This window comes from Eudoraea adriatica DSM 19308 (assembly GCF_000382125.1).
In the GTDB taxonomy this organism is placed as follows: domain Bacteria; phylum Bacteroidota; class Bacteroidia; order Flavobacteriales; family Flavobacteriaceae; genus Eudoraea; species Eudoraea adriatica.
In genome coordinates, this window is the sequence record NZ_KB907546.1 from 299,952 (window position 1) to 317,421 (window position 17,470).

Sequence of the window (17,470 nt, forward strand, 5' to 3'; positions counted from 1 at the left end):
ACAAAAATACACAGTATAGTCTCAAAATAACCTAACAAATGTCAGGATAATTACCAAAAACGCGTCATTGGTTAAACGCATCACAAATTGTTGTTAAATTGTTGATAACTTACCTATTGCATATATCCACCAACACTATATTTTATGGGGTATTCCCTATATTTGTAAGATTGCAAAAAATTAAATAAAATACTTAAATTATTGTATGAGCGAAGAAGCTAAAAACAAAGAATATTCTGCTGACAGTATTCAGGCATTAGAGGGTATTGAACATGTGCGCATGAGGCCGTCCATGTATATTGGAGATATAGGGGTCAGAGGATTACATCATTTGGTATATGAAGTAGTGGATAACTCAATTGATGAAGCTATGGGAGGCCATTGTGATACCATTGACGTTATCATTAACGAGGATAATTCAATTACCACCAAGGATAATGGAAGGGGAATCCCGGTGGATCTTCATAAGAAGGAAGGAATGTCTGCACTGGAAGTAGTGATGACCAAAATTGGTGCAGGGGGTAAATTTGATAAAGATTCATATAAGGTTTCAGGTGGTTTACATGGAGTAGGTGTTTCTGTGGTAAACGCACTTTCAGATCATTTAAAGGCTTCTGTTCATAGAGGCGGAAAAATATGGGAACAGGAATACGAAAGGGGAAAATCACTTTACCCCGTTAAAAGTGTTGGGGAATCAAACGAAACGGGCACAATAGTGACTTTTCACCCGGATACTGAGATATTTACACAAACTATAGAATACAGTTACGAAACCCTTTCTAACAGAATGAGGGAACTTTCCTATTTAAATAAGGGAGTTACTATAAGTATTACAGACAGACGCCAGAAAGACGATGAAGGTAATTATGTATCTGAAACATTTTATTCGGATCAGGGGTTAAAAGAATTTGTTCTTTTTTTAGATAGCAACAGAGAACCTTTGATAAAGGATGTCATAGCCATGGAAGGCGAGAAAAATGGAATTCCTGTTGAAGTGGCCATGATCTATAATAATAGCTATACTGAAAATTTGCATTCCTATGTAAACAATATTAATACCCATGAAGGGGGAACACATCTTTCGGGATTCAGGAGAGGACTTACCACAACGCTGAAGAAATATGCCGATGGTTCCGGAATGTTGGACAAAGTGAAATTTGAAGTTTCAGGCGACGATTTCAGAGAGGGCCTCACAGCGATTATTTCCGTAAAGGTTGGTGAGCCTCAGTTTGAAGGACAAACAAAGACAAAGCTCGGTAACAGGGAAGTTTCATCAGCGGTTAGCCAGGCAGTTTCTGAAATGCTTACCAATTACCTGGAGGAACACCCGGATGATGCCAAAATAATAGTTCAAAAAGTGATCCTTGCTGCGCAGGCAAGGCATGCTGCCGCAAAAGCCAGGGAAATGGTGCAGCGAAAAACGGTTATGAGCATTGGAGGTTTACCGGGGAAATTATCTGACTGTTCCGAGCAGGATCCGAGCTTGTGTGAAGTTTTTCTTGTGGAAGGAGATTCCGCGGGAGGAACTGCAAAACAAGGTCGGGACCGAAATTTTCAGGCTATATTGCCGTTACGTGGTAAAATCCTGAATGTAGAAAAGGCCATGCAGCATAAGGTATTTGAAAATGAAGAGATAAGGAATATATACACCGCTCTTGGCGTAACTATAGGTACTGAAGATGATAGTAAAGCCCTGAATCTTGAGAAATTGCGCTACCACAAAGTGGTGATTATGTGTGATGCGGATGTAGATGGAAGTCATATAGAAACATTAATACTTACCTTTTTCTTTCGATATATGCGTGAATTAATAGAAGGCGGCCATGTTTATATTGCTACACCACCCCTGTATCTGGTAAAAAAGGGCAATAAAAAAAGTTATGCATGGAATGATAAGGAACGGGATGAAATCGTTGAAAGTTTTGGAGGCAGTGCATCTATACAGCGTTATAAAGGTTTGGGAGAAATGAATGCTGAACAACTTTGGGATACTACTATGAATCCTGAGTTCAGAACATTGAGACAGGTTACAATTGATAACGCTACGGAATCAGACAGGATATTCTCCATGTTAATGGGAGACGAAGTTCCGCCAAGAAGGGAGTTTATTGAGAAAAATGCCGTTTACGCGAATATTGACGTATAACAACCAGAATTAAAAAGCAAAGATCCCGAAGTTAAAGCCACGGGATTTTTTTATTAGGAATGAAATATCTTTCCATACATACCCTTTAGTTATTGAATTCAAAATAAAAAGCAGCCCATTTTCAAAGGCTGCTTTTCGTAACTATATGGAAAAAATTGGGGAATTACTCTCGTTTAGCCAGGATTTCTCCTTTTACATTCTCCAGTAACATTCCTTCCGGAGATTCTTTCATGCTAACAACATCTTTGATCATTTCTGTTCCCGGATAAGAAATGGTGTAAATCTCATTATCCGCTACCCAGCTAAAATCAGTTTTAAAATCGAGAACAGATCCATTGTATTTTTGGTACCTTCCTAAATAGGCATCATTGAAGATCCATTCTTGTCGGATAGTTTGCTTGTTAGTTTCACCCGAGTTGATAACATCAACCTTGTACCAAATTCCTATTACGGGATCATTGTTTTCCGGGATTCTGGAACAGTTGCTGACTAATACGATAGCAACTATGGCCATAAATGAAAAAAGCTTTTTCAATTTTAGTAGGTTTTAGATTTGGGATCTATATAGAATTTCTAACGCCTGAACCAAAAAATGTATTGTCAAAATTCGATGTAATACACTTGAATTTGACTTTCTTCGATGAATTGCGTTTTATTTTAACATTATTATAGATTCCTTTAAAGTAAAACCACTATTCCCCCGAAAAATATATGTTGGAAATGGGTTCTTAAATCTGTTAAATTTCTGTAATTTTGGCAGTCTTATCAATCACCTAAAAAATAACATATTATGAAAGTTACAGTAGTTGGAGCGGGTGCTGTTGGTGCTAGTTGTGCCGAGTATATCGCAATTAAAAATTTTGCTTCGGAAGTCGTTTTGCTTGATATTAAGGAAGGTTATGCTGAAGGAAAGGCCATGGACCTTATGCAAACAGCTTCTCTGAATGGTTTTGATACAACGATAACTGGCACTACAGGAGATTATTCAAAAACCGCTGATAGCGATATTGCAGTGATTACATCCGGTATTCCCCGAAAGCCCGGAATGACTCGTGAGGAGTTGATTGGTATTAATGCCGGGATAGTGAAAACTGTTGCTTCAAATCTTATAGAACATTCCCCTAATGTAATTCTGATTGTAGTTAGCAATCCAATGGATACTATGACCTATTTGGTGCATAAGACTACAAACCTTCCTAAAAATAAAATTATCGGTATGGGAGGAGCACTGGATAGCGCAAGATTTAAATATCGTTTGGCGGAGGCGCTGGATGCACCTATTTCTGATATTGACGGAATGGTAATTGGCGGACATAGCGATACCGGAATGGTACCTCTTGCCAGTCAGGCGGCAAGGAATAGCGTAAAAGTTTCTGAATTTTTAACTGAAGACCGCCTCAAGCAGGTAGTGGAAGACACAAAAGTAGGTGGTGCAACCCTAACTAAACTTCTTGGAACAAGTGCCTGGTATGCACCTGGTGCTGCCGTTTCAGCATTGGTTCAGGCCATTGCCTGCGATCAAAAAAAGATGTTCCCTTGTTCTGCTTTGCTGGACGGTGAATATGGGTTAAGTGATATTTGCATAGGTGTTCCTGTTTTGCTGGGAAAAAATGGTATAGAAAGTATAGTGGAGATTTCCCTGAGTGATACTGAAAAAACTAAAATGCAGGAGAGCTCTGTAGGTGTTAGAAATACAAATGGACTACTGGATGTGTAGTTAGGGCCTTAAATTAGGGTATTAAAAAGCATCACTTTTGTGATGCTTTTTTTATGATGCGTTTAGCTCAAAGAATTATTACAGTATCGCAATGCCGTTGAAATTTGATAAGACATTTAAAATAAAGCTATAAATATGAAGACTACAACAGTTTCATATCCATACAAATACTATAAATAAATTGTCAGTTCTTAAGGGAAATGATATATTTGCACGCTGTTTACAAATTCCATCAAAAAATCAATTAAACCATGCAGAATAAAGGACTTATAAAGCTATTTGCTTTCTTGTTCGGACTGGTAAGTATCTATCAACTTTCCTATACATTTATTACCGCCAAGGTAGAAAAAGATGCAACCTTGTTTGCGACATCTGCTGTATCACCCTCGGAGGAGGATTATGTAGCCAAAAGAGAAGCCGTAGAAGCCACTTACTTAGATTCAATCGGGGGAAATCCTATTTTGGGCTATACCAGTTACGACGATGCAAAGAAAAAGGAACTGAACAAAGGTCTGGATCTCAAAGGAGGTATTAATGTTACGCTTCAGATATCGGTTAAGGATATTCTAAAAGGCCTCGCTGACAATACCAAAAATCCGATCTTTAACAAGGCATTGGCCGATGCTGATGCAGCTTCTAAAGACAGCGATGAAACCTATATAGAATTATTTTTCGAAGCTTTTGATAATATTAAGGGAGATGCAAAATTGGCTTCTCCGGATATATTTGCCAACAAAGGTTTAAGTGATGAGATCAATTTTCAAATGACCGACGATGAGGTAAAACCTATAATTCGTCGTAAAATTGATGAATCTGTTGTCTCTGCTTTCGAAGTTTTACGTGAACGAATTGATGGTTTTGGTGTTACGCAACCCAACATACAGCGCGAAGGTAAATCAGGAAGAATATTGGTGGAATTACCTGGGGCAAGAGATATAGCAAGGGCACAGGACCTGCTGTCCAGCACTGCGCAATTGGAGTTCTGGGAAACCTATGAACCGGGTAATCAAAGTCTTATAAATTTCTTTATCCAGGCAAACGAACGTTTAAAAACATTAGTAGAGGATACCGAAGAAGAAACTGTTGATAAGGAAGAATCTGAAATTGATTCTTTACTTTCAGACTTAACCCAGGATTCTCTGGATCTTGCTACAGAGAGAAATCCATTATTTGATAAGTTACAGCTAAATGCGCCCGGTTTTGCTGTGGGTATAGCTGCCATAAAGGATACAGCCGAAATAGGTGCATACCTTCGTATGCCGGAGGTGCGACGTTTATTGCCTGCAGATGTGCAATTCACAAAATTTTTATGGGAACGACCTACGAAAGAATCTGAAGTAGCATCTCTGTATGCTCTGAAATCTAACCGCGACAATACCCCCAGAATTAGTGGTGATGTAGTGAGTGATGCCAGGGACCAATTCGACCAGTTTAACAGGCCGGCTGTAGGCATGGATATGAATGTAAAAGGTGCCAAGCTTTGGGAAAAACTAACCAGCGAGGCTAACCTCAATAATACGGGAATAGCAATAGTTCTGGACAATAAAGTATACACAGCACCAGGGGTTTCTCAGGTGGGTGGAATATCGGGAGGTAGCTCTGAAATTACCGGTACTTTTACCGTAAATGAAACAAAAGATATAGCCAACGTGTTAAGGGCAGGTAAATTACCGGCTTCTGCAGAGATAATAGATTCATTTGTTGTTGGACCTTCTTTAGGACAGGAAGCAATAGACAGTGGGTTTATGTCCTTTCTGATTGCAATGGTTTTTGTTTTACTATGGATGGTCTTCTATTATGGTAAAGCGGGTATTTTTGCAGATATCGCTTTGGTCTTTAATATCGTTCTCATCTTTGGTGTATTAGCCAGTTTGGGCGCAGTACTTACCTTACCAGGTATTGCAGGTATTGTATTGACCATTGGTATGTCTGTGGATGCGAATGTTCTGATATTTGAAAGGATAAAGGAAGAATTGGCTAAAGGAAAAGGTAAAGGACAGGCTATCTCAGATGGTTTTTCAAATGCATTATCGTCTATTTTGGACGCAAACGTTACAACAGGCCTGACCGCGATAATATTATTGATTTTTGGTAGTGGCCCTATTAAAGGATTTGCAACAACCTTGATTATTGGTATTCTAACCTCCTTGTTTACAGCTATCTTTATTACGAGGTTATTAGTGGATTGGTACATTTCCGGAAAAGGAAGAACCCTTGACTTTTCTACAGCTATCACCAAGAACCTGTTCAAGAATTTAAATATTAAGTTCCTGAGCAAACGTAAAATATCCTATGTCCTTTCGTTTATATTAGTAGCCGTTGGTCTATTTTCTTTAATAACTCAGGGATTGGATGAAGGTGTCGATTTTGTAGGAGGGCGTAATTACCAGATACGATTTGTAAACCCAGTTAATCCTTCTGAAATAACGAACGAGTTATCAGCGTCCTTAGGAAGTGCCAGCGCCAAGACTTTTGGTGATGCTAACCAGATAATGGTAACGACTAAGTATAAGGTAGATGTTCAGGGTACAGAAGTCGATGATGAGATATTGGGAATATTATATACTTCGCTACAAAAATATTTACCGGATGGAGCCACTTATGAAGATTTCATTCCCGGCGGAACAAATGGTGATATCGGAGTCCTTAAGTACCGAAAAGTAGGACCAACCATCGCAGATGATATCAAGAAAAATGCACTTTGGGCTATTTTCGGGTCTTTGGCTATAGTCTTTCTATATATTTTACTGCGCTTCCGCAAATGGCAGTATTCCTTAGGTGCTGTTGTAGCCGTATTCCACGATGTATTGATAGTTTTGGGTATCTTTTCACTAACCAGTAAAATAATGCCTTTTAGTATGGAAGTAGACCAGGCATTTATTGCGGCAATTTTAACAGTAATCGGTTATTCGCTGAATGATACCGTGGTAGTTTTCGACCGTATCAGGGAAATGGTAGGCGATCATGGCTGGAAAGGCGGAGATAATATCGACAATGCTTTGAACAGTACATTAAGCAGAACCCTGAATACGTCACTTACAACTCTTGTAGTACTGCTGTCCATTTTTGTATTTGGTGGGGAATCTCTGAGAGGATTCATGTTTGCAATGATCATTGGGGTAATAATAGGTACATACTCTTCATTGTTTATTGCAACCCCGGTAATGTTTGATACATTGCGAAAAAAAATATTGGCAGAGAAAAAGGTATAAGTTTTATTAAGAAATAGTAAAAACCGCAAAACTTCATAAAAAAGCTTTGCGGTTTTTTTCTTGCTGTAAACAAAAAAAGCCCGTCTTATAAGACAGGCTTTAAAATAAAATTCGTTAAATATTAAGGATTAAACTACCTCAACATTTACTGCGTTTAAACCTTTAGGGCTTTCTTCTAAATCGTAGCTAACTTTATCTCCCTCTGATATCTCTTCGGTTAATCCACTAGCATGGACAAATACGTCTTTGTCTCCTTCATCCGGAGTGATAAATCCAAATCCTTTGGCGTTGTTGAAAAATTTTACTGTACCGTTACTCATGATTATATATTAAATTAGCCGCAAAGGTAGGTTAATATCCTTCAAATTAAGTATATAAGTTATTTATTTTACTTTTAACATCGTTTTTTCACATTTCCTTAAGAGAAACAATGGCTTAGGCACCCTTACCATTGACATTTTTTAACCATTTCACTTAGAAGTTGGAGGAATAAATCTCTAATTCTCCACCACCTTACCTACAGATCCTTCAGATGTGCATACCAATTCATAGGTAAAAGGCGCTTTTAATTCCGGTTCTTTTCTGTGCGATACAAAAACTATTGTTGTATGGCTTTCAGCGGCCATTTTATTAACAAGATCAACCACAAGGGCGGCACTTGCATCATCCAAACCTGCCGTTGGTTCATCCAATATTAAAAGTAAGGGATGTTTGATCATTGCCCTGGCACACATTATAAGTCGTTGTTGACCAAGACTCAGATTGTGAAAATAATTATCTTTTTTGTCCTCCATATTTAGTAAAGCCAGCCATTCTCTGGCTACCCTTAACTGAGCCTCTCCAGGTTTAATATATAATCCAATAGAGTCCAAAAGCCCTGAAATAAGCATATTTTCCAGACTGTGGTATCCCCTGAAACGGTCTACCATGGCTGGTGTAAAGTAGCCAATATTTTTTTTGATATCCCAAACACTTTCCCCACTCCCTTTTCGTGTGCCAAACAAGAATATATCCTGTCCGTAGGCTTTTGGATTATCACCGGTGACCATTGACAGGAGTGTTGTTTTGCCACTACCATTTTTACCGGCCAGTTCCCAAAATTCTCCCTTCTTTATTTTCCAGTTAATATTTTTAAGAATAGGTTTCTCCTCATAGCTTACAGAGACATTTTTAAACGTAATTAGATTTTGATGACTATAATTAAAATGATTCAACGCTTTTGGAACATCTCTATTTAAGACCTGTCTTTTTTGGGGTTCTATATTAGTTACGTCTTTGATAACCAAAAATTCGCTGAAATCTAAACGAGAAAAATTTGTGACAAAAGGCAGCAGATCGGCAGACCTGCTTATAAGTTGAATGATCGTAATGTAACCTGAAATCTTTGCCAAAACCTTTTTAAGCTGTTTTTGCGAATCCTGATCCAGATTATCAAAAGGGTTGTCCAGGATAATGAAGTCGGGTTTTGTTTCTAAAAGATAATTCAAAAGGGCTTTTTTGCGTTCCCCGCTGCTCATCGATAGAAGACTTTGGGAAGTTGAGGCTGTAAGCAGCTTATAATCATGCCTTACTTCTTCTTCAATAAAATTGTCCAGGGCCAGTTTAGAAAATAACGCACCCTTTTGTCCTTTTAAGGCCTCTAAAGGCTGCGGTGGTCTGCCGTCTGTGAGCAATTGCCGGATGAGACCTTGTTTATTGGATTGATTATCCATAAAGACAGCCCAGTGTTGTGTTTGGGTCATAATAGCCTGAATACGGGTTTTAAGCAAATATAGCAGATAGGTGCCAAAAGTTTGATCACTTAATTTATTAATTAAATTGGTTAAGGAATTTATACTTTATATATTTAGAATCCCCCTGGAAGAAAATTTATGTTATGAGTAAAAAGGTAATAAAGCTAATACAGGTTTGCACCATCTGTTTAGGTTTAATAACAGGGCTGGTTTTTTGCCTGGACTTTATATTTAACTAAAATTCAATACTATGAAAAAGAACATGGGTTCAACAGATAGGATTATTCGATTTATTTTGGCTGCGATTTTCATCGTTCTCTATTTTACAAATACAATAACCGGGATTTGGGGCATTGTTCTGTTAATACTGGGAGCCGTATTTATTCTGACCAGCTTTATTAGCTTTTGTCCGCTATATGCTCCTTTCGGATTAAGTACCTGCGCAAAAAAGGATTAATTATTTGATTGGTTATTCAGGGAAATACATCCAAAAAATTAGGATTATCCTGAGGATACCCTAAAAATATGAACCGGGATACCTTTGTAAGTGGTGGTTTTATCCAGGTGCATCCCATTATTTATGGCTACTCTTTGAGATCCTATATTATCTATATGTATGATTGAAATTATGGATTCAGCCAGTTTGTGTTCAAAGGCGTAAGCCTTGCATTTTTTGGCAGCCTCTGTAGCATATCCCTTTCTCCAGTATTCGGGTAAGATAGAATAGCCAATTTCCAGTTCCCGGATATCATCTACAGTTTGAATCAGCAGACCGCACATGCCTACAAGTTTGTCATCCTGTTTGTTTATAAGGGCGTTGAGGCCTCCCAGATTATTTTCATATCGGGTAAATACCTTAGTGAACCAATTCCGGCATGCAACTTCCGGCTCAAAAATCTCGCCGGCAAAATATTTTAAACTTAAAGGTTCTTCATGAAAGGGTAACCAGGCATTGAAATCTGCCATGGAAACTTTTCGGAAAATAAGCCGTTTACTTTCCTCCCCTTCAAGTAGTAAGTTCATATTACCTCTATTTCATTCTTATAAACTCAATGCGATCACCAATTTCCAGAAAATATTTTTCGCGTTGGCCGGCATTTACTTCCAGGACATATTGAACAGGGACCTCGGAAGACAAACCGGTCTCATTCAGAGGTTGGGCATTTTCCTTATAACTGGCAATTCTCAGTTCCTCATCTATAAAAATCAGGTCCAGGGGGAATTTGGTGTTTTTCATGTAAAAGGAATGATATAGAACGTCCGGAAAGATAAATAACATCCCCTGATCTGGTTCCATGGATTCACGATACATGAGCCCTGTTTGAGTTTCATAGTCAGATTCCGCAATTTCAATATCGTATCTGACAATTAATGAGTCTGACTGTGCTTTATAGATGCTTAATTCTCCTTCTTTAGTAAAAGTGACAGGCTCTGTTTTAACCGGACTTTTAGGCGTTTCCCTGCAACTACCTAATAGAAAGGCCGCAGCTATAAGAACAAAACCATATAATTTTAGTGTTTTCATACTATAATTTGCAAGCATAGCGTGTTCTAGGTAGTCGCACCTTTTTTCCTGAACATGAAATAAAGCCCGACAAGGATAAAGGGAATGCTCAACCATTGACCGGTTGACAATAACCCCAATGTTTCTTCAAAGCCTCCCTGGCTTTTCTTTACAAATTCTACAAAGAACCGGATGGTCCAGAGTAATACCAGGAACAATCCGAATAAAAATCCGGATTGATTTTTTTTGTCGGTCTTCCAGTAGAAATAGTATAGAATCAGAAAAACAAAAATATAAGCAACACCTTCGTACAATTGTGCAGGATGCCTGAAAGGAATAGCATTGAAATACTCGGCAAATTTTGGGTTATTTTCTAAAGCTGCATATGCTGCATTAACCGTTTGTTCTTTGGTAATCTGCAATGCGGATGCAGCCGGCATATCATCTGAATCCCGTACAAATTTAGTGGCCAGAATAAAGCTTTCATCTGTGATCTTACCATTAATCTCCGAGTTAAAGAAATTGCCCAATCTTACGAAAAATGCACCAATAGCCACAGTAATAACTACCCTGTCTAAAACCCAAAGCATTTTCAGGTCTTTATATTTCCTGCTTAAAAGGTACATACCTATAATTATACCTATTGCGGCTCCATGGCTTGCGAGACCGGTAAAACCTGTAAATTCATAACCATTGATAATTCCAAACAACGTACTTCCGGCGCGCTCTTTTATAGGGAGCAGAATTTCCACAAGATGATTTTTGTAATAAGGCCAGTCATAAAAAAAGACGTGACCCAGTCTTGCTCCAAGCATAGTGGAAAGAACAGTATAAATAAAAAGGGAATCTAACTGCTCAAGGGATTTCTTTTCGTTTAAAAAAATCTTTTTCATAATATACCACCCCAGGGCAAAGGCTACTATCCAGGAAAGATTGTAGTATTTAATTTGCAATACGCCAATTTTGAAAAGGGTATCATCAGGATTCCATATAATTCCTAAAAAGTACATAGTGAAAATTTTAAGCGACTAAGATAAGAAAATTGAGCAGAGACGGAGGGCAAATAACAGCTTAACTTTTTTGTATAAAAGCTTTACAGAGCAGATACAGGTTTTAAATTTTAAAGGTCAGGGTACAGGGTCATAACCTTTCCCACCCCAGGGGTTACAACTAACAATTCGTTTTATGGCCAGCCAGCCTCCCTTAAAAAGCCCATGTTTTTGCAAAGCTTCAAGGGTATACTGTGAGCATGTTGGCGAATACCTGCAGCTGGCCGGGGTGAGTGGTGAAATTACCAACTGGTAAAACCTTACCAAAAGAACAAAGGGTGCAATTAAAATCTTTTTCACCTTAAAGAATATTTTTTAGCTCTTGATTTTTAATACGGTTAATATTAGAATTTCCATAAAAAGAAGCCTCCAATACACCGTCATTTACGATACTGAAATTCATCAGGAGACACTGAAGGTTGTGCCCTCCTTGCTGTCTTTGAGCTGAATGCCAAGGGCGGCCAGTTGATCTCTTATTTTATCAGAAGTCTCAAAATTTTTGTTAGCACGAGCGTCATTGCGCAATTGAATTAATAACTCCACGACACCAGATAACTTCTCTGAGTCTTTTCCTGCATCATTTTTATTTTCCAAACCAAGAACGTCAAACACAAAACTATTCATAGTCTCGATAAGTATTTTTTTGTCCTCCTCAGAGAGCTGTTCTTTCCCCTCCTTTATTAGGTTGATATGTTTAACGCCTTCAAAAAGGTTTGCAATAAGAATCGGGGTATTAAAATCATCATTCATTGCATCATAGCACTTTTGTCTCCATGCCTTTATATCAAAACCTGAAGTGCCACTGGTGGTTTTTAAGCCATCCAGATTAGCAATTGCCTCCATAAGTCTTTGATACCCTTTTTCAGACGCCAGCAAGGCATCGTTGCTCAAATCGAGAATACTTGTATAATGTGCCTGCATCATAAAAAATCGAACCACAGAAGGAGAAAATGCTTTACTGAGAATGTTGTTATTACCGGTAAAAATCTCATAAGGGAGAATATTATTACCCGTAGATTTTGCCATTTTTTTGCCATTCAGGGTAAGCATATTGGCGTGCAACCAATATTTCACAGGAGATTGACCATTACTTGCCTCTGCCTGAGCTATTTCACATTCATGATGAGGAAATTTAAGGTCCATTCCACCGCCGTGAATATCAAAATTCTCACCGAGATATTTTGTGCTCATGGCCGTACATTCAAGATGCCATCCGGGAAAGCCATCTCCCCACGGAGAAGGCCAACGCATTATATGTTGTGGTTCAGCTTTTTTCCACAGGGCAAAATCCTGAGGGTTTTTCTTTTCGTTCTGAGCGGCAAGTTCCCGGGTATTGGAGATCATATCCTCCAGCTTTCTGCCACTCAGTTTACCGTATTCGTAATCTTCATTAAACTTATTCACGTCGAAGTATACAGAACCATTTATTTCATAGGCATAACCTTTATCAAGGATTTCCTTAATAATCTCAATTTGTTCTATTATATGGCCCGTTGCTGTTGGCTCAATACTGGGAGGTAAAAAGTTAAATTTTTGAAGGATATTATGAAAATCTACCGTGTAACGTTGCACCACCTCCATGGGCTCTATTTGCTCCAATCTCGCCTTTTTGGAAATTTTATCTTCCCCTTCATCCGAATCGTCTTCCAAATGCCCGGCATCAGTAATATTTCTGACATAGCGAACTTTGTACCCCAAATGCCTCAGGTACCGGAAGATCATATCAAACGACATAAAAGTCCGGCAGTTTCCCAGGTGCACATTGCTATAAACCGTGGGACCACATACATACATGCCTACGTGCCCTTCGTTTATAGGCTCAAATAGTTCTTTGGTACTTGTAAGGGAATTGTAAACTTTAAGGCGTTGGGTTTTATACAATTGCATTGTTGCTGGATACAATTAGAAATTCGTCTCAAGGTTGATATAGTCCAGAAACTCGCGTCTTGTGGCTTCTTCTTTAAATTTGCCTCCGTATTCCGCAGTTACCGTGCTGCTATCCACATCGCGTATTCCACGTGAATTTACGCATAGATGCTTGGCGTCTATTACACAGGCAACATCTTTGGTACCTAAGACTTCCTGAAGTTCTTTTACGATTTGAATGTTCAACCGCTCCTGTACCTGAGGTCTTTTGGCAAAATAGTCAACTATTCTGTTCATTTTCGAAAGACCAACTACTGTGCCGTTTGAAATGTAAGCTATATGGGCTTTTCCAACTATTGGAAGAAGATGGTGTTCACAGGTAGAATAAACGGTTATATTTTTTTCTACCAACATTTCCCCATATTTGTACTTATTCTCAAAAGTTGAGGAATTCGGTTTTTTCTTTGGCGCCAAACCACCAAAGACTTCTTTTACATACATTTTTGCTACCCTGTCCGGGGTACCCCTTAAACTATCATCCTCGAGGTCGAGGCCCAGCGTAAGCATAATTTCCCTGACATTTCCGCGAATCCGTTCAATTTTTTCTTCCTCACTTAAAACAAATGCATCTTTTCTCATTGGCGTTTGTTCAGACGAGGATACATGATCGTTTCCTAAATCTTCAAAATGTTCTTCCAATGTTCTGTCTAATTTCATCCGGATACCTCTTTTTCGAAAGGCAAAGATATACATAAAATGGCACTTTATGGCCTGTTTAGGGCGATACACAACATAAATTAGTGTTAAGTATACAAGCTGGGTATTTTTATATATTCCAAATCGTATACCTATTCATGAAGGTTAAAAGCTTAATATTCTGTTTTTTAATAGCTCTTGCAACCAATTCACTGATGGCCCAGGTAGCATCTGATTGTATCAATGCTGTACCCATTTGTAATAATACCCCTGTTAATGGAGGTACTCAGGGATATGGTGTAGATGACTACAATGGAGCCAGTGCCAGTGGTTGCCTTGAATCACCTTTTAACCATCCCTTTATAGAAACCAATTCGGCCTGGTATCGTTTCCGAACCGGGGCATCAGGACAATTAGGGTTCAATATAGGTTTTGATGCTTCCGAAGACTGGGATTTTGCACTATATAGAGCGGCAGACTGTGGTAGTTTGGGAGACCCTGTCCGCTGTAACTTCTTTGACAATAGTGATGAAGAATCATTTATGGGAGTAGGGGAAGACCCAAACGGAAATCCAACTACGGTTCTTTATGAAGACTGGATAAACGTAATGCCGGGTGAGGATTACTACCTTATGATAAATAATTTTAGTAACACTAATTCTGGTTTTTCTATTCAATTTACGGGAGATATTTTTGTTACTAACCCCTATGATGCTCTGGATTGTTCTATTATCAACAACCTCCTTGGACCTCCTTTGGCAGCATGTGATAATGAGAGCATAATTCTGGATGCAACCACAAGCAATGCGTTGAGCTATACCTGGTATAGCGATACCGGAGCTGGCTTTCAAATAATTGCAGGGGAAACCGGTCCAACATATCAGCCCTTGGTTTCAGCCATGTACAGGGTGGAGGTGGTTACGACTACAATGACCAATATAATCAGCGATGTTCAGGTTGCTTTTAGCATATCACCCACTACATACTCTGTTCCGGATGAAACAGTATGTTCAGATACTATGGAATTTGATTTAACCCAAAAGGATAGTCAGGCCTTAGGTTCGCAGGATCCGGCTTCTTTCAGGGTTAGCTATCACAGTACGCAGAATGATGCTATTCTCGGTATTAACCCATTAATGTCGCCACATATACTGGGCTTTGGAACAGAAACTATTTTTGTTCGGAATACCTCACTGGAAAATCCCGGATGTTACGACGCTTCCGAACAGTTTCAGCTAATTGTTGTGGAAACACCGGTAATAAATTTTTCTACAGAGGTGTTTGTATGTGAAGATTCGGCGGGTGTACTTATTGGCGAAACTACACCGGAGCCCGACTATACTTATTTGTGGGATACAGGAGAAGCAACACCGGTTATTACAGTCACACAAGGCGGAAATTATACCTTAACAATTACTAATAACCAATCAGGAATATCCTGTTCAACTTCGGCCTTAATCACAGTAGTTCTTTCTGAAACTCCTGTAATAACGGATGTTATCATTGATGACCTCCAGAACAATAACACCGTGGAGGTTATTACGGATGTGGCAGGTAGTTTCGAGTACCAAATAGACAATCAGGCATTTCAGAATAGTAATATCTTCACCAATGTCCCGCCAGGTATTCATACGGTTACCATTAATGATCTTAACGGTTGTGGTTCTGTTAGCGAAACCATTACCGTAGTCGGATTTCCCAGTTTTTTTACACCAAATGGCGACGGCACCAATGACTATTGGCATATTTTAGGAGTTTCTAACCTGGAAGACCCTATGGTTTATGTATATGACAGATACGGTAAACTTTTAAAACAATTAGATGAATCCACCCTTGGTTGGGACGGTACTTTTAATGGTAAGGAAATGCCATCCACAGATTATTGGTTTAAACTCACCTATACGGATTTAGAAGGCCAGCGAATTGAGGCCAAATATATCAATAACCACTTTGCATTAAAAAGATAACGGTTCAGCTTTTTAACGACTGGTACTTTATCGATAAAGTGCCGAAAAACTCCGGCAGTACATACTAAATTTTAGCCCCGGGAGTTATAGTATTGATTAATAATATAATGTTAGCCCTTTAATCTATGCGAACACTCGTTAGCGCCCTTTGCTGTACGCTCTTCTTCTGTATTGGAGTTATTGCCCAGAACTCAGCTGATTGCCGCAGTGCAATCCCTGTTTGTGCCGATGCGCCAATACTCTCATTTACCGATGGACTTGGTGATGTAGATGACTTTGATCCAGATGTCATAAGGCAAACCGGTTGTTTGGAAAAGGGGAGTGTAGGCTCTGCAAATATTGAGAATAATACATCCTGGTATGTTTTCCGGGCCGGAACAGACGGTCAGATTGGTTTTGATATAGAGGCTTTACCCGCTGTTGGTACGACCATTACCGCAGAATATGATTTTGCCTTATACGGGCCAGACACCGATTGTGCGGATATTAGCAATGGAACGGCACAACCCATCAGATGCAATTACGAAGTAAATAGTACAAATTTTACCGGCATAGGGGTTAATCCCGAGAACGGTCAGGAAGGTGCTCCACCTTTGACGGCAAACCAAAATACCTATGATGAATGGATAGATGTTATCGAAGGAGAAATCTACTACCTTCTGATCAACAATTTTAATACAAACTTTGATGGAAACCCTGAACCTTTTTCATTGACTTTTACGGGTAGTTCGGTGGACGCAGATCAGAATACAGCTCTTGACTGCACACTCAGGGATGAATTTTTAGGTTTGGATATTATTGCCTGCGAAGGTGATCCGGATATTACTTTAACGGCTTTAAATTCACCAGCCGGACCAGATATTGCCACCGTAACCTGGACGGTAGATTATGATGATGACGGAACCATAGATGCAACCCTTCCGGGATCAGGGCCACTAGGGGCGGAGTTGGTGATAAGCAGTCCGAATTCAGGGAGGTATTTTGTTTCAATAGTAACCACACTTGGCACAACAATTACGGATGACATATTAATTACCTATTACGGAATACCTGTTTTGCTGCCGGACCCTGATGGAATTGTTATTTTGGATGACTTATCCGATAGTAATAATGTAGAATTTTTTGTTGATGGTGATGGGGATTACGAATATGCCATAAATGGAGGTGAATTTCAGGATGAATCTGTATTTCTGGATATTCCGCCCGGATTGAATTCTGTTATTATAAATGATAAAAACGGATGTGGAACTTCGGAACCCATAGAATTCTTGGTCGTGGGGTATCCTAAGTTTTTTACGCCCAACGGTGATGGAATTCACGATGCATGGAATATTATAGGAATAGAAACCCTAACAGACCCGGTAGTGTTTATTTTTGATCGTTACGGGAAATTGTTAAAACAACTTGATGAAACAACTATAGGATGGGACGGGACTTTTAACGGAAGGCCCATGCCTTCATCTGATTATTGGTTTCGCCTGGAATATGCCCGTGATGAAGACGGCATACAGGTTGCTAATACAATCAGGACCCATTTTTCCCTGGTGAGATAAAAAAAAGCCCTGAATTAGTTCAGGGCT

General features: G+C 39.1%; 15 protein-coding genes. 6 read left to right on the forward strand and 9 right to left on the reverse strand.

What is annotated here, in order from left to right; genetic code table 11:
• The first annotated feature begins 205 nt into the window (after positions 1-205).
• Positions 206-2,146, forward strand: coding sequence for a DNA topoisomerase (ATP-hydrolyzing) subunit B (gene gyrB, locus G504_RS0101505; RefSeq protein WP_019668360.1), 1,941 nt, complete (start codon positions 206-208; stop codon positions 2,144-2,146).
• 163 nt (positions 2,147-2,309) lie between these two features.
• On the opposite strand, the gene G504_RS0101510 is transcribed toward gyrB, so the two are convergent.
• Entirely contained in the window at positions 2,310-2,681 is a 372-nt protein-coding gene (locus G504_RS0101510) for a hypothetical protein (protein WP_157472999.1), read from the reverse strand.
• Positions 2,682-2,936: 255 nt separating this feature from the next.
• Here G504_RS0101510 and G504_RS0101515 point away from each other — a divergent pair, with 255 nt between their 5' ends.
• Positions 2,937-3,863: a malate dehydrogenase gene (locus G504_RS0101515; protein WP_019668362.1), complete on the forward strand. Its 927-nt coding sequence runs from the start codon at positions 2,937-2,939 to the stop codon at positions 3,861-3,863.
• A gap of 251 nt (positions 3,864-4,114) precedes the next feature.
• Entirely contained in the window at positions 4,115-7,075 is a 2,961-nt protein-coding gene (gene secDF, locus G504_RS0101520) for a protein translocase subunit SecDF (RefSeq protein WP_019668363.1), read from the forward strand.
• 128 nt (positions 7,076-7,203) lie between these two features.
• Here secDF and G504_RS0101525 read toward each other — a convergent pair whose 3' ends face one another.
• Both G504_RS0101525 and G504_RS0101530 read right to left on the reverse strand, forming a co-directional pair.
• The gene (locus tag G504_RS0101525) at positions 7,204-7,395 is read right to left on the reverse strand and encodes a cold-shock protein (protein WP_019668364.1); all 192 of its coding nucleotides are present in this window, start codon (positions 7,393-7,395) and stop codon (positions 7,204-7,206) included.
• Positions 7,396-7,572: 177 nt separating this feature from the next.
• Positions 7,573-8,817, reverse strand: a complete 1,245-nt coding sequence (locus G504_RS0101530; RefSeq protein WP_019668365.1) for an ATP-binding cassette domain-containing protein — start codon at positions 8,815-8,817, stop codon at positions 7,573-7,575.
• A 241-nt stretch (positions 8,818-9,058) separates the two neighbouring features.
• Here G504_RS0101530 and G504_RS0101535 point away from each other — a divergent pair, with 241 nt between their 5' ends.
• Positions 9,059-9,265 (forward strand): YgaP family membrane protein, encoded by a 207-nt coding sequence (locus G504_RS0101535; protein ID WP_019668366.1) that lies wholly within the window; start codon positions 9,059-9,061, stop codon positions 9,263-9,265.
• A 44-nt stretch (positions 9,266-9,309) separates the two neighbouring features.
• On the opposite strand, the gene G504_RS0101540 is transcribed toward G504_RS0101535, so the two are convergent.
• From G504_RS0101540 to folE, 6 genes are all read right to left on the reverse strand, one after another.
• Positions 9,310-9,831 (reverse strand): GNAT family N-acetyltransferase, encoded by a 522-nt coding sequence (locus G504_RS0101540; protein WP_019668367.1) that lies wholly within the window; start codon positions 9,829-9,831, stop codon positions 9,310-9,312.
• A 7-nt stretch (positions 9,832-9,838) separates the two neighbouring features.
• A complete protein-coding gene (locus tag G504_RS0101545; RefSeq protein WP_019668368.1) occupies positions 9,839-10,333 on the reverse strand; it encodes a DUF192 domain-containing protein in 495 nt (164 codons plus the stop codon).
• A 26-nt stretch (positions 10,334-10,359) separates the two neighbouring features.
• On the reverse strand, positions 10,360-11,322 hold the full coding sequence (gene lgt, locus G504_RS0101550; protein ID WP_019668369.1) for a prolipoprotein diacylglyceryl transferase: 963 nt from the start codon (positions 11,320-11,322) through the stop codon (positions 10,360-10,362).
• A gap of 117 nt (positions 11,323-11,439) precedes the next feature.
• Positions 11,440-11,661: a membrane protein insertion efficiency factor YidD gene (gene yidD / locus G504_RS0101555; RefSeq protein ID WP_019668370.1), complete on the reverse strand. Its 222-nt coding sequence runs from the start codon at positions 11,659-11,661 to the stop codon at positions 11,440-11,442.
• A gap of 102 nt (positions 11,662-11,763) precedes the next feature.
• Positions 11,764-13,248, reverse strand: a complete 1,485-nt coding sequence (gene cysS, locus G504_RS0101565; RefSeq protein ID WP_019668371.1) for a cysteine--tRNA ligase — start codon at positions 13,246-13,248, stop codon at positions 11,764-11,766.
• Positions 13,249-13,263: 15 nt separating this feature from the next.
• Positions 13,264-13,944 carry a GTP cyclohydrolase I FolE gene (gene folE, locus G504_RS0101570; protein WP_019668372.1) on the reverse strand — a complete coding sequence of 227 codons (681 nt, stop codon included), beginning with the start codon at positions 13,942-13,944 and terminating at the stop codon, positions 13,264-13,266.
• Between the two features lie 194 nt (positions 13,945-14,138).
• Here folE and G504_RS0101575 point away from each other — a divergent pair, with 194 nt between their 5' ends.
• Complete coding sequence (locus G504_RS0101575; RefSeq protein WP_240473015.1) at positions 14,139-15,890, forward strand: T9SS type B sorting domain-containing protein; 1,752 nt, start codon at positions 14,139-14,141, stop codon at positions 15,888-15,890.
• A gap of 125 nt (positions 15,891-16,015) precedes the next feature.
• Entirely contained in the window at positions 16,016-17,443 is a 1,428-nt protein-coding gene (locus G504_RS0101580; RefSeq protein ID WP_019668374.1) for a T9SS type B sorting domain-containing protein, read from the forward strand.
• The last annotated feature ends 27 nt before the right edge of the window (positions 17,444-17,470 follow it).

What these genes read in the sequence shown, in the direction of transcription:
- secDF (WP_019668363.1), top strand. Translation starts at nt 4,115, where the DNA reads ATGCAGAATAAAGGACTTATAAAGCTATTTGCTTTCTTGTTCGGACTG.
- folE (WP_019668372.1), bottom strand. Translation starts at nt 13,944, where the DNA reads ATGAAATTAGACAGAACATTGGAAGAACATTTTGAAGATTTAGGAAAC.
- gyrB (WP_019668360.1), top strand. Translation starts at nt 206, where the DNA reads ATGAGCGAAGAAGCTAAAAACAAAGAATATTCTGCTGACAGTATTCAG.
- G504_RS0101525 (WP_019668364.1), bottom strand. Translation starts at nt 7,395, where the DNA reads ATGAGTAACGGTACAGTAAAATTTTTCAACAACGCCAAAGGATTTGGA.
- cysS (WP_019668371.1), bottom strand. Translation starts at nt 13,248, where the DNA reads ATGCAATTGTATAAAACCCAACGCCTTAAAGTTTACAATTCCCTTACA.
- G504_RS0101545 (WP_019668368.1), bottom strand. Translation starts at nt 10,333, where the DNA reads ATGAAAACACTAAAATTATATGGTTTTGTTCTTATAGCTGCGGCCTTT.
- lgt (WP_019668369.1), bottom strand. Translation starts at nt 11,322, where the DNA reads ATGTACTTTTTAGGAATTATATGGAATCCTGATGATACCCTTTTCAAA.
- G504_RS0101515 (WP_019668362.1), top strand. Translation starts at nt 2,937, where the DNA reads ATGAAAGTTACAGTAGTTGGAGCGGGTGCTGTTGGTGCTAGTTGTGCC.
- G504_RS0101575 (WP_240473015.1), top strand. Translation starts at nt 14,139, where the DNA reads ATGGCCCAGGTAGCATCTGATTGTATCAATGCTGTACCCATTTGTAAT.
- G504_RS0101540 (WP_019668367.1), bottom strand. Translation starts at nt 9,831, where the DNA reads ATGAACTTACTACTTGAAGGGGAGGAAAGTAAACGGCTTATTTTCCGA.
- G504_RS0101530 (WP_019668365.1), bottom strand. Translation starts at nt 8,817, where the DNA reads ATGACCCAAACACAACACTGGGCTGTCTTTATGGATAATCAATCCAAT.
- G504_RS0101580 (WP_019668374.1), top strand. Translation starts at nt 16,016, where the DNA reads ATGCGAACACTCGTTAGCGCCCTTTGCTGTACGCTCTTCTTCTGTATT.
- G504_RS0101535 (WP_019668366.1), top strand. Translation starts at nt 9,059, where the DNA reads ATGAAAAAGAACATGGGTTCAACAGATAGGATTATTCGATTTATTTTG.